Origin of the sequence: Chryseobacterium artocarpi (assembly GCF_001684975.1) — a bacterium.
Taxonomy (GTDB): domain Bacteria; phylum Bacteroidota; class Bacteroidia; order Flavobacteriales; family Weeksellaceae; genus Chryseobacterium; species Chryseobacterium artocarpi.
Window position 1 is genome coordinate 120,630 of record NZ_MAYH01000012.1, and the last position, 16,136, is coordinate 136,765.

Annotated in this window: 17 protein-coding genes; 14 read left to right on the forward strand and 3 right to left on the reverse strand. The window is 34.0% G+C overall.

What is annotated here, in order from left to right; translation table 11 throughout:
* Nucleotides 1-219: 219 nt before the first annotated feature.
* From BBI01_RS05065 to BBI01_RS05105, 9 genes are all read left to right on the forward strand, one after another.
* On the forward strand, nucleotides 220-666 hold the full coding sequence (locus BBI01_RS05065) for a type VI secretion system contractile sheath small subunit (protein ID WP_065393597.1): 447 nt from the start codon (nucleotides 220-222) through the stop codon (nucleotides 664-666).
* 20 nt (nucleotides 667-686) lie between these two features.
* On the forward strand, nucleotides 687-2,048 hold the full coding sequence (locus tag BBI01_RS05070) for a DUF5458 family protein (protein ID WP_065393598.1): 1,362 nt from the start codon (nucleotides 687-689) through the stop codon (nucleotides 2,046-2,048).
* 77 nt (nucleotides 2,049-2,125) lie between these two features.
* A complete protein-coding gene (locus BBI01_RS05075; protein ID WP_228393940.1) occupies nucleotides 2,126-2,596 on the forward strand; it encodes a hypothetical protein in 471 nt (156 codons plus the stop codon).
* Between the two features lie 78 nt (nucleotides 2,597-2,674).
* On the forward strand, nucleotides 2,675-3,709 hold the full coding sequence (gene mutY / locus BBI01_RS05080) for an A/G-specific adenine glycosylase (protein WP_065393600.1): 1,035 nt from the start codon (nucleotides 2,675-2,677) through the stop codon (nucleotides 3,707-3,709).
* A 44-nt stretch (nucleotides 3,710-3,753) separates the two neighbouring features.
* Nucleotides 3,754-4,311, forward strand: coding sequence for a gliding motility lipoprotein GldD (gldD, locus tag BBI01_RS05085; protein ID WP_065393601.1), 558 nt, complete (start codon nucleotides 3,754-3,756; stop codon nucleotides 4,309-4,311).
* 28 nt (nucleotides 4,312-4,339) lie between these two features.
* Nucleotides 4,340-5,263 carry a PfkB family carbohydrate kinase gene (locus BBI01_RS05090; RefSeq protein WP_065393602.1) on the forward strand — a complete coding sequence of 308 codons (924 nt, stop codon included), beginning with the start codon at nucleotides 4,340-4,342 and terminating at the stop codon, nucleotides 5,261-5,263.
* An 86-nt stretch (nucleotides 5,264-5,349) separates the two neighbouring features.
* Entirely contained in the window at nucleotides 5,350-6,717 is a 1,368-nt protein-coding gene (locus tag BBI01_RS05095; RefSeq protein WP_065393603.1) for a peptidylprolyl isomerase, read from the forward strand.
* Nucleotides 6,718-6,927: 210 nt separating this feature from the next.
* Nucleotides 6,928-7,917 (forward strand): NAD(P)H-dependent flavin oxidoreductase, encoded by a 990-nt coding sequence (locus BBI01_RS05100; RefSeq protein ID WP_228393941.1) that lies wholly within the window; start codon nucleotides 6,928-6,930, stop codon nucleotides 7,915-7,917.
* A gap of 14 nt (nucleotides 7,918-7,931) precedes the next feature.
* The gene (locus BBI01_RS05105; RefSeq protein WP_065393604.1) at nucleotides 7,932-8,702 is read left to right on the forward strand and encodes an alpha/beta fold hydrolase; all 771 of its coding nucleotides are present in this window, start codon (nucleotides 7,932-7,934) and stop codon (nucleotides 8,700-8,702) included.
* A gap of 487 nt (nucleotides 8,703-9,189) precedes the next feature.
* Here BBI01_RS05105 and BBI01_RS05110 read toward each other — a convergent pair whose 3' ends face one another.
* The 3 genes from BBI01_RS05110 to BBI01_RS05120 form a co-directional block, all read right to left on the reverse strand.
* Nucleotides 9,190-9,807, reverse strand: a complete 618-nt coding sequence (locus tag BBI01_RS05110; RefSeq protein WP_065393605.1) for an HD domain-containing protein — start codon at nucleotides 9,805-9,807, stop codon at nucleotides 9,190-9,192.
* A gap of 27 nt (nucleotides 9,808-9,834) precedes the next feature.
* Nucleotides 9,835-10,134 (reverse strand): rhodanese-like domain-containing protein, encoded by a 300-nt coding sequence (locus BBI01_RS05115; RefSeq protein WP_065393606.1) that lies wholly within the window; start codon nucleotides 10,132-10,134, stop codon nucleotides 9,835-9,837.
* A gap of 74 nt (nucleotides 10,135-10,208) precedes the next feature.
* Nucleotides 10,209-11,417 carry a porin family protein gene (locus BBI01_RS05120; protein WP_065393607.1) on the reverse strand — a complete coding sequence of 403 codons (1,209 nt, stop codon included), beginning with the start codon at nucleotides 11,415-11,417 and terminating at the stop codon, nucleotides 10,209-10,211.
* Between the two features lie 97 nt (nucleotides 11,418-11,514).
* On the opposite strand from BBI01_RS05120, the gene queG reads away from it, so the two are divergent.
* The 5 genes from queG to BBI01_RS05150 all read left to right on the forward strand — a co-directional run bounded on the left by queG (nucleotide 11,515) and on the right by BBI01_RS05150 (nucleotide 16,136).
* Nucleotides 11,515-12,453: a tRNA epoxyqueuosine(34) reductase QueG gene (queG, locus tag BBI01_RS05125; RefSeq protein WP_065394127.1), complete on the forward strand. Its 939-nt coding sequence runs from the start codon at nucleotides 11,515-11,517 to the stop codon at nucleotides 12,451-12,453.
* 359 nt (nucleotides 12,454-12,812) lie between these two features.
* On the forward strand, nucleotides 12,813-13,496 hold the full coding sequence (locus BBI01_RS05130) for a TIGR02117 family protein (protein ID WP_065393608.1): 684 nt from the start codon (nucleotides 12,813-12,815) through the stop codon (nucleotides 13,494-13,496).
* A 418-nt stretch (nucleotides 13,497-13,914) separates the two neighbouring features.
* Entirely contained in the window at nucleotides 13,915-14,367 is a 453-nt protein-coding gene (locus BBI01_RS05140) for an SRPBCC family protein (RefSeq protein WP_065393610.1), read from the forward strand.
* 288 nt (nucleotides 14,368-14,655) lie between these two features.
* Nucleotides 14,656-14,988: a hypothetical protein gene (locus BBI01_RS05145; RefSeq protein ID WP_065393611.1), complete on the forward strand. Its 333-nt coding sequence runs from the start codon at nucleotides 14,656-14,658 to the stop codon at nucleotides 14,986-14,988.
* A gap of 59 nt (nucleotides 14,989-15,047) precedes the next feature.
* Nucleotides 15,048-16,136 (forward strand): efflux RND transporter periplasmic adaptor subunit, encoded by a 1,089-nt coding sequence (locus tag BBI01_RS05150; protein WP_065393612.1) that lies wholly within the window; start codon nucleotides 15,048-15,050, stop codon nucleotides 16,134-16,136.

Genomic DNA, 16,136 nt, shown 5'->3' on the forward strand with positions numbered 1-16,136 from the left:
TTATTTATTTTTTCATAGCTTAGTGATATTGTAAATGCGTGATTTTATGTTAAATAAGTATAGGTGAATTTAAATAATTCAATAAAAATCTTGACAAAATTTTGTATGTTACAGTTTTTTTTTAAATTTAAACTTTGGATTAGTAATTTAACTGAGTAGTCTGTAAATTGCTCAAAGACAGATCCAAATCAAAATATTAAATCTCAAAATAATAATAATATGGCAATGTTTAATTATGGTGTTGGCGGAAACGAGGTAAAAGTAGACGCTAATGAAGCTATTCAGGAAATACAGGAAAATAAATCACTGATAGTAAGCCAGCTTACAACAGAAGAATCTTATACCCCTGAAATTGTAACAGGATTAAAAACTGTGGAAGACGTTTTCAAACATTTTCAACCTTCTGTGTCGGTACAGCATGAAACAGAAGACGGAGGAATGGTAGAAGAAGAATTCCGTTTTCAAAATCTTGGAGACTTTACTCCTAAAAACCTTACTCAAAAATCAGACTATCTGCAGCAATTGAGCGTGGAACAGGAGCAGTACAACAAAATTGTACGTCAGTTGAAAACAAATAAAATTCTACGCAATATGTTGGAGAACGATCAGACCAGAGCTGCGTTCATTGAGGTATTGAAAGATGTAGCACAAGAACTTGAAAAATAATTAAAGACTTACATTAAATCATGGATAGCAAATTACAGGCGCAAGAAAGCCAGCAGCAGGGACAACAGCAGCACGCTGGACAACCGAAAGGGAATCCACTTGCAGAGCTCAATAAAATGGGAGGTTTCGGCTTTGTTGAATCCGTTGTAGACGGAATCGCCAATATGAACCCAACGAGAAAAGCAAGGAAAGAAATTTTCCTTAACGATAGCAATAAATCAGACGAAAGAAAAGAGCTTCTTCAAAAAATTAACCTTTGGGTAAGCCTTTTAGAAGGAAGTGAATCTGCTGATAAAATGGCTGATACGTGCAAAAACAAAGCACAACAGGCTGATCAGAATTTAAAGAAAAACTTAAAAAATACACTTGATGCAGTTCGTCTGTTGGAAACCAACTATAGAACTGTAGCTCAATTCTACAAAAATACAGAATTGGATAAAGTGGACAACGTAAGTATCGTAAACGCAAGTATCGATCAGGTTTCAGACCTTGATAATCCTTTGTTTATTGATGCAATCTCAGAAGAATTCAAAAACTACTACGACCGTTTAGACCTTAGAGATAACTATTCAATCCTTGCTATCCCTGGATATTTAGGATCAAATAAAGTGATCGAAAAATGGGCGAAAATCTGTAACGAAAACAAAGTAATGATGGTTACAGACTTCGCAAACCTGGATAAACCGGATGACGTTGTAGACTTATTCCATTCTGCTAATCTTACAGGAGGTGAACTTCACAGAAGTAACGTTATTATGACGTGTAACTGGCTTGTAGGACGTGGAAAAGCAGAAGAAGTAGGTGAAGAAGAAAACGTAGAACTTCCACCTTCCACTTCATTAGCCGGAAAAATCCACAAGACTTTAATGTCTCAGGTTGCAGCTGGTAAAAAACATGGTAATATCAACGAAGTAGACGCTGTAAAATTCGAATTGAAGAAAAGTGAAATTTCTCAGTTAGAAAAAATGGGTCTGGTACCAATGGTAAATGAATACGGAAAAATTATGGCTTTCTCTGCGAAGACATTATTTACAGGAGACAATATTGGTCTTCAGACGTATTCAGTAGTTCGTGTATTCGATTATGTAACTAAAGTATTACTTGACTTCCTGAACAGAAGAGCTTTTGAAAACTGGAATGCTAAAAACGAAGATGATTTGAGAAGACAAATTGTAACGTTCCTTGACAATATCAAAGGACCGGACAAGTTGATCGAAAAATTCAAGATCGTTCGTTTCGAACAGGATAGAGTAAACAAAGACAGAGTATGGCTTGATATCCGTATGACACCTTATTTCCCTACAAAAAGTTTCGTTATCAAACTTGACGGACACAAAGGAGATGATGGTAACGAATGGGATGCAGAATACGCTCAGGAATAAAAAACCTTATTTTAAAATAACAAAAACCGATGCAATTTTACATCGGTTTTTTTCTACCAATATCTATGAAAATTAATATGAATAAAAGACTTATCATTGGTTTGCCAGTTTTATTGATGATACTTCTGGTAAGTTGTGAGAAAAAATACCAAAGCCCGGGACAATACGAAGAAGACCTCTTTGCAGACGAACGCCAAGAAGGGAAAGCTTATATTATGAATGAAGAAGAATGCTTCGATGCCAGTGAACTGGTTATTGCAAGTTCAGAAGTAAAATTAGCCGATAGTTCCAAACGCGGAAAACCTTTCTTTATCTATAAAGTAAGATCAGGCAGAGTATTGAAGAGCATAAGAGACTCTGTTATAGACTATCCAATCGAATTTTTGTCAACATACAAACTGAAATTAAATAATAATAATAATAATAATAATGACTCCATGTATGTTTACATGAAAGCTTTGCAAGGCTACAAGTTAATTGCAAAAGACAGAGATCTTAGATATCAGTGGTTGAGAGGAGGCTCAGTATATCCTGTGAAAAAAAAGTAAAATAAACCTATCTTTGCATTCTCAAAATAATATCCGGGAACAGATATATGATCTTTCCTGGGTTAAATAGATTGGTTTTTGGAAAAAAATAGTACAGCCTCAGATTTTCAGCATATAGGAAACAGGCTTTTGGAGTGGTATAAAAATAATGCGAGAGATCTGCCTTTCAGACAGACAAAAGATCCTTATAAAATCTGGATTTGTGAAATTGTATTTCAACAGACCAGAATCAATCAGGGATTGAATCATTACAACAATTTTATTGCAAGATTTCCGGATGTAAGAACTTTGGCAGAAGCTGAGGAAAATGAAGTTCTGCTGTATTGGAAAGGACTGGGCTATTATTCAAGGGCAATCAATATTCATAAGGCGGCACAGCAGATTATGAATGATTATCAGGGAATTTTTCCTGCTCAATATGATGAGATTCTGAAATTAAAAGGAGTAGGAAAGTATACAGCTGCTGCAGTTTCCAGTATCTGTTTCGATGGAAAAATGCCTGCTGTTGACGGAAATTTTTACCGTGTTCTGAGCCGTTTTTTTGCCGATGATTTTGATATTTCAAATTCAAGAGCGTTTACTTACTTTTCAGAATTGGCAACTTTGGTAATGCCTGAAAATGTAGGAGATTTCAATCAGGCAATGATGGACATCGGTTCCGAGATCTGTAAACCTAAAAATCCTTTGTGTGTAGAATGTCCGATCAATCATGAATGTCTTGCATTTTCACTAAATAAAACTTCAGAATTTCCTGTAAAAACAAAAAAAGTAAAGGCGGAAGACCTTGCTTTAACCTATTATTTTGTTCATCGAAACGGACAATTTTTGATCAGACAGAGAAAAGATGATTTTATCTGGAAGAAATTATTTGAATTTCCGGAGACTATCCCTGTAGAAATGGAGAAATTTATTACCAGTTCAAAAATAGTTTCTCATAAATTGACACACAAGAACTTAAGTATTGAAATATTTAACGTAAATATGACTTCTGAGCAATTATGGAGTAACTTTATCGCTGAAAATGAGTACCTGATTACAGACGTTCAGGGTTCCCATGAAAAATCCTTTCCAAAGCCTTTGGAAAATTACATTCAAAACTCATTGAAAGACTGAAATTTGTCTTCCGAAATCTAAAATCTAATTTGTACTTTTGCAAAATGATAAAAAAAGTCATTTTTATTTTTGTATCACTGCTTTTAATTTCATGTGGAAAAGATCCGATCCCGAAACCATACGGAGAATTGCGTCTTGAATATCCTGCACCGAAATATCAAAAGTTTGAAAGCAATTGCGCTTATACATTCGAATATTCAAATTTTGCGAACATCACAGCAGCTAAAAGACCTTGCTGGTATTATTTGAACTACCCCGAAATGAAAGCAAAGGTTTTCGTTACTTATTATCCGATACAGAATGACTTTGCTGAACATATCAAGGAAGCTGAAAAAATGGTATACGAACACACCATTAAAGCCAGTGCCATAGATACAAAATCCTTTGAATATCCTGAAAAAAAGGTATACGGAAACTTCTATGAACTGAAAGGACAGACTGCTTCCAATCTTCAATTTTACATTACAGACAGTACGAAACATTTCGTGACTGCTTATTTATACTTTAATACGAGACCGAAACCGGACTCTCTGGCTCCTGCAGTAAATTATATCAAAAATGATATGAAACACCTGCTGGATTCTTTTGAATGGAAAAAATAATTACTTTTTAATATACATTGAAAAATATATGAAACTTTTAGTTGTAGGAAGTGTTGCATTTGATGCAATTGAAACACCATTTGGTAAAACGGATAAGATTTTGGGCGGAGCTGCCACTTATATTGGGATCACTTCATCTATTTTAGGCGTTAAATCCGGTATTGTTTCTGTAGTAGGAGGAGACTTTCCACAGGAACACCTTGATATGTTTACAGACAGAGAAGTAAATATCGAAGGAATTGAAATCGTAAAAGAAGGAAAAACTTTCTTCTGGTCAGGAAAATATCACAACGATTTAAATACAAGAGATACTTTAGCTACAGAAGTAAATGTGTTGGAGAACTTTGATCCGAAAATCCCGGATTCAATGCAGGATGCCGAAATTTTATTACTTGGAAACCTACACCCTGGAGTTCAGTTATCAGTACTTGAAAAAATGAACAACCGTCCTAAGCTTGTAATTCTTGATACGATGAACTTCTGGATGGATTGTGCATTGGATATCTTAATGGATATGATTGCTAAAACAGATGTAATTACCATCAACGATGAGGAGGCAAGACAACTTTCAGGAGAATATTCTTTAGTAAAAGCAGCTAAAAAGATCCACACTATGGGTCCTGAGTATGTGATCATCAAGAAAGGAGAACACGGAGCTTTACTTTTCCATGATAATAAAGTATTTGCTATCCCGGCACTTCCGTTAGAAGAGGTTTTTGACCCGACTGGAGCTGGAGATACTTTTGCAGGAGGTTTTGCAGCTTATCTTGCTAAAAAAGGAAAATTCGATTTCGATACAATGAAGTCTGCATTGATCGTAGGATCTGCAATGGCATCATTCACTGTAGAAAAATTCGGAACAGAAAGAATTCAGGAAGTAGAAGAGTCTGATATGTTCAGCAGATTGAGACAATTCAAAGAATTAACGACATTTGATGTTGAACTACAGTAAATAAATCTTTTTAAGAAATATTTATAATAAAAAATTGAGTGAAATTCGTTAAGAATTCTAAATTTGCAACTTGTTAAAATAGTAAAATGACAAATAAACTAAAAATCACTTATCTTCTAGGGATTTTCATCATGATTTTTTCTTCTAATATGATGAATGCCCAGCTAAAACCAGGAGATTTAGTGGATGGTATTGCTGCTGTTATCGGAGATGAGATTGTTTTGGAATCTGATGTTATTGAGCAGATGAATTATGGAAAACAACAGGGAGCTGCTAATACAGACAAATGTGAATTCCTTGAAAACCTGATCAGCAATAAACTTCTTGTATACGAAGCAAAAAAGGATACGCTGATTGAGAATCGTTCCGCAGCAATCAAAGAACAAGCTAATGCAAAATATCGTCAGATGCTTTCTCAGTTCCCTGATGAAAAAACAATGCTTGCCGCTTATAAGTTCAGAAATGCTTATGAATTGAAAAATGCTATCGAGAAAATCGATACAGATCAATATTATGGGCAGGCAAAATATCAGAGAGTTACTGAAAAAGCTGACGTAACACCGAATGAGGTGACTGACTTCTACAATATGTATAAGATGCAGTTGCCACAGATCAAAGATGAGGTTACTCTATCTCAGATTATGATCTATCCTTCGCTTACAGAAGCTCACAAGCAAGATCTTATCAACAGATTAAAAAAGATCAAGCAAGATATCCTTGCAGGTGAAACTTTTGAAAGCCAGGCGAGAATTTACTCTGAAGATGAAGGTTCTGCTTCTAACGGCGGATTATATAAAAACATCAACAAAGGAGCGATGGTAAAACCATTTGAAGCTGCTGCATTAAACCTTCAGGAAAACGAAATTTCGGATCCTATTGAGTCTGAATTTGGTTACCACATTATTCAGTTACTGAAGAGATCAGGAAAAGTGTATGATGCAAGACACATTCTTTTGAAGGGAACACCTACAGATGAAGAACTTAAAACTGCAAAAGCAAAACTTGACAGTATCAGAGGGCTTATCATTGATGGTAAAATTTCATTCAAAGATGCAGCATTCAAGTTTTCTGATGATAAAAAAACTAAGTTCAATGCAGGGATCATTCCTGGTGCAGACGGTTCTGATAAAATCGAAAGAGAAAGTATTCCTGGGACAATCAGCTACGAATTGGCGGGATTGAATAAAGGAGATATCACTACTGCATTTGAAGATGATGAAAACAGAAGAAAAGCAGTTAAGATCATCAAACTTGAAGATGTGATCCCGGCTCACCAGATTACATTGGAAACAGATTTCAGCCGAATCAAGCAGATGGCGCTGAACAAAAAGAAAAACGAAATGGTTGAGAAGTTTGTAAACTCTAAGTTACCTACAACCTTTATTTCTATTGATGGACGCTACGATAGTTGTAGTTTTAAAGCCAACTGGAAAAAAGAATCAATCAAAAAATAAGATTAAAACCTTCAGAACTTCTGAAGGTTTTTTTATATCCGAAACTCAGCAAAAGAGAGATATTATACACATTCTTGGAAATGATATCAATATCAAGTCGTCTTGCTATTGAAAATCTGTGTTAGTTTTATTCTTAAAATTTCTATCAATTTTCAGATATTTCAAGCCGAAATTATTCCCGTAAAACCTTTGTTTTTAGTATTTTTACGCATGAGCAATTTTATAGATTTCAATTCAGCAAAAAAACTTCATGATATGCAGGTTAACGAAAATAGAATTTCAGGGCTTTTTAATATAAAATATCCAATCATTCAGGCTGGGATGATCTGGCATTCCGGATGGAGACTTGCTTCTGCTGTTTCCAATTGTGGTGGATTAGGATTAATAGGAGCAGGAAGTATGTATCCTGACATCTTAAGAGAAAATATTCAAAAGTGTAAGCAGGCAACAGATAAGCCTTTTGGGGTGAATGTACCTATGCTTTACCCGAATCTTGAAGAAATTATTCAGATCATTTTAGAAGAAGGAGTAAAAATAGTATTTACTTCAGCTGGAAACCCAAAAACCTATACAGAAACCTTACAAAAAGAAGGGTTAAAGGTTGCTCACGTGGTGTCTTCTACCAAATTTGCTGTAAAATGCGAAGAAGCAGGTGTAGATGCAGTGGTGGCAGAAGGTTTTGAAGCAGGAGGACATAACGGAAGAGATGAAACAACAACATTCTGCCTGATCCCAAATGTGAAAAATCATATCTCAAAACCATTAATTGCAGCAGGTGGAATTGCTTTAGGTTCCCAGATGAAAGCTGCTATTATTCTTGGTGCAGATGGAGTACAGATCGGTTCTCGTTTTGCTGCTACAACCGAAGCCAGTGCACATGATAACTGGAAAAAGAAAATCACAGAACTTCAGGAAGGAGATACTCACCTTACTCTAAAAGAATTGGCGCCTGTAAGAATGGTTAAAAATAAATTCTTTAATGAGCTTGAAGAAATATATCAGGGAGGAAGAAATAAAGAAGCTTTAATCGCCTCCTTGGGAAGAGCCAGAGCCAAAAAAGGAATGTTTGAAGGCGATATGGAAGATGGAGAATTAGAAATAGGGCAGGTTTCTGCTTTAATCAATGATATTCTTCCGGTTGAAACTGTTTTTAATCAACTTTTAAAAGAATTTGAAGAGACTAAGATCCCCAAATTTTAATATAATTTTATTCAATGGAAGGTAGAATAATTGATGTAAAGGACAAAAAATTATACATAGAATATAACAATTCATTTGAAGATAAACCAACAATCGTTTTTCTGCATGATTCACTTGGTTCGGTACAACTTTGGAGGGATTTTCCGGCTAAGTTAGCTGCTGCTACAGAATGTAATGTACTTGCTTATGATCGTTTAGGATATGGGAAATCATTTCCGATGCCTACCCATGTAAGACCGGTTAATTATATGGAACTGGAAGCCGATCTTCTGAATGATCTTTTAACTGAATTAAATATTACAAACGCTATTTTATTCGGACATAGTGATGGCGGAACAATAGCATTGATTGCTGCTGCAAAATATCCCAAAAGAATAAAAGCAGTTATCTGTGAAGCAGGGCATATTTTTGTAGAAGATATAACCTTAAAAGGTGTTTATGATGCCTGGGAAGCCTATAAAACAACCAACCTGCCGGAACGTCTTCAGAAGTATCATGGTGATAAGGTTGAAATGTTGTTCAAAGCATGGACAGAAACATGGACACGAGATGATTACAGAACCTGGAACATTGAATACCTTTTAAAAGATATTATTTGCCCACTTCTGTTTATACAAGGAGAAAAAGATGAATATGGTACACTGGATCAGTTAGAAAAAACAGTTTCTCAGGTAAGCGGTAATAGTGAAAAATATATTATTCCGGAAGTAGGGCATACACCGCATAAAGAAGTACAGGAACTCGTATTGGAACGATCTGTAGAGTTTATAGTCAAGAATAGTTAAATTTGGCGGTATTCAATCAAACGATAAAATAAAAACATCCTTTCAATAAGGGTGTTTTTTGTTTACTAATACCTTAAATATAAATTTATTGTACACATAATTTGTAAATTGTACAATAAAGTTTGGGTAGCTTATCGGAATAAATTTTCTTTGACCTTAATGAGAGCTGAATTAATTTCCATAAATAATTTTTTCTTGTAGTAGAATTTTTGTAATTTTTATTTTAAAACAGAAATATCTGTAACAGTGATCGTTAAAGATGAATTTACAATAAATAAACAAGTAAAATCACTAGTAGGTGATGTTTTGTTTCTTATTTTTGAAATGTCAGAATATAAAACTGAATCATCCTTATCCTAGTGTGAATATACGTCAAGCCTGAAAATGTAGAACTTACTGATGATGCAAATCATTATAAGTTTGTGCTTGATATGAATGTGTTTGGGAGATGCAAATTTATTTGCATCTCTTTTTTATGGTAAAAAAATTATAGAAGCTTGATTTCTCTGGCAATATTTTCTTTAGCCTGAGTTTCATATTTTTCTTTGAAATATTCGGACTTAAAAATACTGTCAAGCTCTAAGAAATGTTTAAGAACCTTTTTTCTTCCGGGTTTATAAAGAAGATCCGGGTAAATAGAATATTCTTTTCTGATCATTTTAGTGTAGTTCAGATAAGTATCAAAGTCTTTTCCCAAGACTGAAAGATCGACATCTAATAAGTAATTAGTGTCTCCGTCCTCTGACTTTTGATGAGACTTTGTAGCTAGAATCTGAGTAGAAATTATTGAAATTCTTTCTTTACTGAACCCAAGCTCAGAAAGTCTTGTTTCGGCAGTTAATGCACTTTTTTCTTCATTAGTTTTGGAAGTGGCATCATAAATAACATCATGGTAAAAAACAGAAAAAGAAACTTCAGTAAAGTCTGAAATTTTATCTCTCACCAGTTCAAGTTCCTGAAACATATTTTCAAGATGAAGAAGATTATGATAATGCCTGCCTTTTTCAGAATATTTCTTTTCAATCTCTTTCCATAGAGTACTGATTAATACATTATCTGCTGAAAATGGCAAGCAAAGCTGTTCAAATCGATTCTTTAGATCCATGACAAAAGGGTATAAAAAAAGGAACTTTTAAAAAGTTCCTCTATTTGCTTCAAGAACAGCCTTTAGGTCAGCCCAGCCTCCGCCGTTGTAACCATCGCTTAGTCCTTGTGTGTTAAGATATTCCAATGCTTTTCCACTTCTGTTTCCACTTCTGCAGAATAAAATTACCGGTTTTTCAATAGATAGAATTTCATCTTGTCTATCTTCTACTTCACCTAGAGGGATATTTTTGGCACCATCAATATTTCCTTCCATTTCAAGCTCCATAGGCTCACGAACATCAATTAATTCATAGTTTCCTGATTGTATTACTTCTATTAAAGACATAGTTGTTTGTTTTAAACATTAAATTATAAACGAAATTACGTAATTTTTTCCGAAACTTTTTATTCGTTCCGTATTTAGAATAGAGTATATCCTAATATGAAAGACGCAGCTCTATAGTCTCCGTCTACATACATATAATTACGGAACAGCCCTCTGTAAGTTCCCACTCGTACTTCCGCACTGAATTTATCATATTTAAATCCTGCCCCAAATACCATATTTCCTCCTGATTCTATATCCATTTTCGACCTTTCAATCGTTACAGTAGAATTCAACGCAAAATCCAGAACATATGCTGCGTTCAAAAAGATTTTTGATTTATCACTTAAAAAGAAATAATGCCTCACTCCGAAAGGAACCTCAATAGATTTATAATCAGCAGTTGCGGTATACCTAGTTTCAAAGAGACTTCCGGGAAGAGTAACAACTTCTGTACTGTTTTTATAATATTGGTAAGTCGGCTCAATGAATACTGCCCATTTATTTTTATTAAATGGAAGAACATATTCAAGTTCCAGTCCTATTCTGAAAGAATTTTTATTTCCAAAATGATAGCTCGGACTAATATTGGAAGGTTCGTAGACGTTAAGTTCTGAGATGTTCATTCCGGCTCTGATATTTAGATGAACAAGACTTTTTGCTTTTTCATCCTTCTTTTCATAATTGATGATCTGGTTTCCTGAACACTCATTATATTGGATAAAGGTTTTTGTAAGATCTTTTGTTGTATAATCGAGACGTTTAATCTGTTCAGCCGTGATACCACATTTTAATTGCTCAGCGATTTGTTTTTTGTAATCTTCATTATAAGCAATACTCGACTGATCGATGTAATAAGGTTTGTAAATTAATTGCTTAGGTTCTGAATTTTCTGATGAATAGAAATATCTTCTCAGGTTACCGTCTTCATAATAAAAAAGCCCAGCTTTACCTTCAACAACATATTTAAGAAATATTGTTTCCTCTTTAAAATCCGGCTCATGAGTATAAGACATTGAATTTAGATTCCCGGAAGAACGGTCAAGCATTACTTTTGCTCTTATAAATTTTCTCCCTCCGTTAATACTGAATTCCTGAATATTGCTGATCGTTTCTTTCTGAACTTTTGAGGCATTATCAGTTTTGTATTCAATGTCTACAGGATTATTTTTCCAGTCTACGTTTCTGATTAAAACCTCCTTTTTTGCCCCTGAATTATCGATGAAATAACCTTCTTCAAATTTAATTTGTGCATAATACATGCTTGTAGCAAGAAATCCTGCTAAAAGACTTAATTTTTTCATAGCTATTATTAGTTGTTTTAAATTTCAGTGTTTTTTTAAGTAATTTTTTTTCGGGACCAAATATATAAAATAATCTTAATTTTACACTGTGAAATTAATTAATGCAGGCGCTGAAAAATATTCTCAACTTATAAAATCCAAAGCAAAAAGTTTTGGGTTTCAAAGTTGTGGTATTTCTAAGGCAGATTTTTTGGAGGAAGACGCAGCACATCTTGAGAAATGGCTTAAGAATAACTTCAATGGCGAAATGAAGTATATGGAAAATCATTTCGATAAAAGGCTTGATCCAAGACTGTTGGTAGAAGGCTCTAAATCTGTTATTTCACTTTCTTATAACTACTTTCCTGAAGAAAAAATTTCTATTCTTGAGAATTTTAAGATCTCAAAATATGCCTACGCGGAAGACTATCATGAAGTCATCAAAGAAATTCTTCGTGAAATGGTGGCTGAACTGCAGGAAGAGATCGGTGAATTCGGATTCAGGGTTTTTGTAGACTCTGCACCGATTTTGGAGAGAAGCTGGGCAAGAAAATCTGGTATTGGCTGGGTGGGAAAAAATGCAAACCTAATCACAAAACAAAACGGATCATTTTATTTTCTGGCTGAAATTATATGTGATTTGGAGCTTATTCCTGACCATGAAACTACAGATCATTGCGGAACGTGTAGAAAATGTATAGATGCTTGTCCTACAGATGCTATTGTTTCAGAAAAGATCATTGACGGGAGCCGTTGTATTTCTTATGCCACCATAGAATTAAAAAACGAAATTCCAGACTCTTTTAAAGATAAAATGGAAGATTGGATGTTTGGGTGTGATATCTGCCAGGACGTTTGCCCCTGGAACCGATTTTCGGCACCTCATCAGCAGAGCAGATTTAAGCCTAATGAAGCTTTGAAGAATTTCAAAAAAGGAGAATGGAAAGATCTTACTCAGGAAATCTTCTCTGAGATCTTCAAAAAATCACCTGTAAAAAGAACTAAATTTGCCGGGCTGAAGAGAAATATTGAATTTCTGCAGAAATCTTCAGACTGATTTTAACTCAAACTTTTGGTGATGATTCCTACTTTGGAAATTTATTAAACTCCAAATAAAGTGGATAAACAGCCATCCCTTAGATTTTCCAAGCTAAGGAGGTTAAGATTTAACTGAATAAATTACTCAAAAAGCTTTTCCTAAAAAGAAAAATTGATTTTCAGGAGATTAAAGTCTCACCGAAAATCAACGTTTTTTTTGTATTCTTTTTGGAGCAGTTTTTACTCTTACTTTAAATCTTTTCTGGGATTTGGTATTTTTACGCATATTTGTGAATATTTCGTAATTAAATATAGTCATTTTTCCGATTAAAACAAATACTTTTACGAAAAACTATATATTAAATTTTATTCAAAAACATGAATGTGAAAACTGTATTAATCTACGCGCTGAAAGTTGTCGGAATTATTCTGGGAGTAGTCATTATTTATGTTCTTCTCGGACTATTGATCCCGTACATTCCTGTTTCAGCAAAAGATGACGGCGAAAAGAAAGATATTCCGATCTATATTTATACCAACGGAGTACATACCGATATTGTAATGCCAGTAAGAAATGACCTTAAAGACTGGAGCCTGATGATTCCTTTTGAAGATACAAAATCTAAAAAAACCGATTATAATTATGTTGGAATAGGCTGGGGAGATAAAGGATTTTATCTGGATACTCCTACCTGGGCAGACCTGAAATTTTCAACAGCTGTGAAAGCAGCATTTTGGTTAAGCGATTCAGCAATGCATTGTACTTATTATTATGCGATGAAAGAAGGAGAGGATTGCAAAAAGATTATGATCAGCAGAAATCAGTATAAAAATTTAGTAAAATTTGTGGAGGATAAATTCGACAGAGATCAAAACGGAAAATTCATGCTGATTCCTACCAATGCTGTATATGGTGATAACGATGCGTTTTATGATGCAAAGGGAACTTACAGTTTTCTTTACACATGTAATACATGGAGTAATAACGCCTTGAAAGCTGCAGGACAAAAAGCAGCTCTTTGGACACCCTCTGATTTTGGAATTTTTCAGCATTATAAATAAACATAGACCTGTTTTGATGTGAAGTATAATTGATATGAAAAATGTAATTGGATTACTTATAGTCGGATTGCTTTGTATTAGTTGTCGTTCCCATCATTTGGAATTTACAATAAAGCGAACCATTGTTAAAGTTTATGAAAATGATACAGTGAAAATTTTAGTAGCAGATAATAACGATTTTATTGAAGCATTTAAAGATCATAATAATCCAGAAAAATGTAGGAATATCTCATTGGGTAAAAAGATAAAATTTAGAGTAATTCCCGTAAGTGATCTGTCAACGCATAGAAATGATTTTGTCTATATTCTTAATGACTCTACTTATTTTAAATATAATCGATATTTTGGAATTTATAATTTAAAAAATTATTGTGTTAAAAGTAAATGAAGTAGTCTTCCAAATATTTAAGCATTCAAAATGAAACACACGCTTTTCCGAGAACAACAATTAAACTGTGATATAGAAACCGCCTGGAAATTCTTTTCCTCAGCAAATAACCTTTCAGAAATTACCCCCAAAGACATGGGATTTATTGTCTTGACCGAAATGGATGATGATGAAATATATGAAGGAATGCTCATTGATTATTATGTGTCTCCATTATTTGGGATTAAAATGAAATGGCAGACTGAGATTACCCATGTTGATTTTCAGAAAAGCTTTATTGATTTCCAGAAGAAAGGTCCTTACAAACTATGGAACCATCATCATGAGTTTATTTCCAACGAACATGGGGTTTTAATGAAAGATACGATAGATTATGAACTTCCAATGGGCTTTTTGGGAGAAATAGCACACTCTTTATTTGTAAAAAAGAAACTGGAATATATTTTCGATTACCGTTTTAGAGTATTGAGTAAATTGTTCTAACAGTAATTTACTGATTCAATAGAATAAGGACTGTTAATAATCGATAGGGATTCAACAGGCTTTAGCCAAAATCTTTAATGATTTTATTTAGATTCGGGTGGAATGATAAATATATTATGATGATTATCCATGTATTCTGTCATTCCATAGAATTTTAAATTATATTTAGTGGAATTATTGCCCCATTGTTTAAGTTTTTTTAACAAATTAAAGACGATAACTCCATTTAAAATTCCTAATTTTGCAGGATTATTGTTTTTACTAAAAAACTAATGTATTCTGGTTGACATGGCAGGTCTGAGGTCATTTTTCTTATTTTATATCATACTTGTTTTTACCCTTTTCAATTCGAATTGGGCGGAAAACTCGTTACAGGATATTCCTCACCTTCCTCATGTAAGCAATATTCATCTGTTGGATGTCTACGAAGAAGCAGACATGAACACCCATGCGTTGCCTGCAGCTTCCAAAATTGTAAAACATTCGTTACGTAAAGATGATCATGCAGTAGGAAATTTTTCAGCAATTCTAAAGGTTGCTCCTAAAATCAGTCTTCCTGATATTGCAGTTTCTATTATTTGTGGAGTGAAATCTTTTCTCCATCTTCTCCAGTTGTACTAGTTTAAGTTGTTGAAATTCAGATTATTTTAACGAAATTTTTATAACTTAAACATCTATAAATGTATTTTAAAAACGTAATAATTTGCAGTTTTGCAATATTATTCGCTGTGTCATGCAGTAAAGACAAGAAAAAGAGCAATCAAAATGATAAAGAAGTTCCCGTACTGGAAATCAAGGAAAAAGATACCCTTGTAAGTAATCAGTTTGTGACTGATATCCAGGCAAAAAAGAATGTTGAGATACGTTCTAGAATTGGTGGGATTATACAACATATATATGTAAATGAAGGACAGTTTGTACAGCAGGGACAGCCTTTGTTTAAGATCAATGATGCTGAATTGCAGATGGAACTTCTTAAAGCGAATGCTGCATTAAAACAAACAGAAGCAGACGTTCGTATCGCAGAAGTAGAACTGAAACAAATTCAGAGCCTACATGCTAAAAAGTTTGTGGCAAACAACGAACTGGAACTGGTAAAAGCTAAGCTTTCATCAGCAAAAGCCAAGCATGCGTTTTCTGATGCAGAAAGAAGAACCGTACTTCAGAAGATAAGTTTCACAAAGATTACAGCACCTTTTGACGGAGTGATAGACGTTATTCCTCACAAAGACGGAAGTTTGGTGGAAAATGGGGCTTTGTTGACGACATTATCACAGCTTAATGAGGTTTATGCTTACTTTTCAATTCCTGAAAACCTTTATTTTGAACTTTTAGCCAATGATAAAATCGGAAGCCATCAAAAAATTGAATTAACGCTGCCAAATGGCGTAAATTACCAGTTTAACGGTGCTTTAAAAACAGCTGAAGGAGAAATCGACAGAACTACAGGTTCCATTCGTTATAAAGTACTTTTCCCGAATCCGGATCATTTGATCAAACATGGTACTTCAGGTAAACTTATCATTTCAGAAAATCAGGATAAAGCGATTCTTATTCCTCAAAAATCTACATTCTCTATCCAGGATAAGACCTATGTTTTTGTAGTGGATAAACAAAATAAAGTGAAAATGACCAATATCAAGATCGGAACTACATTAAGGGATTCTTATATGGTGGAAAGCGGTCTTAAAAAAGGAGATTTAATCATTTATGAAGGTACTCAGTCCTTAAAGGATGGTGATATTATCAAAATCAAAAAGAAGTATTAA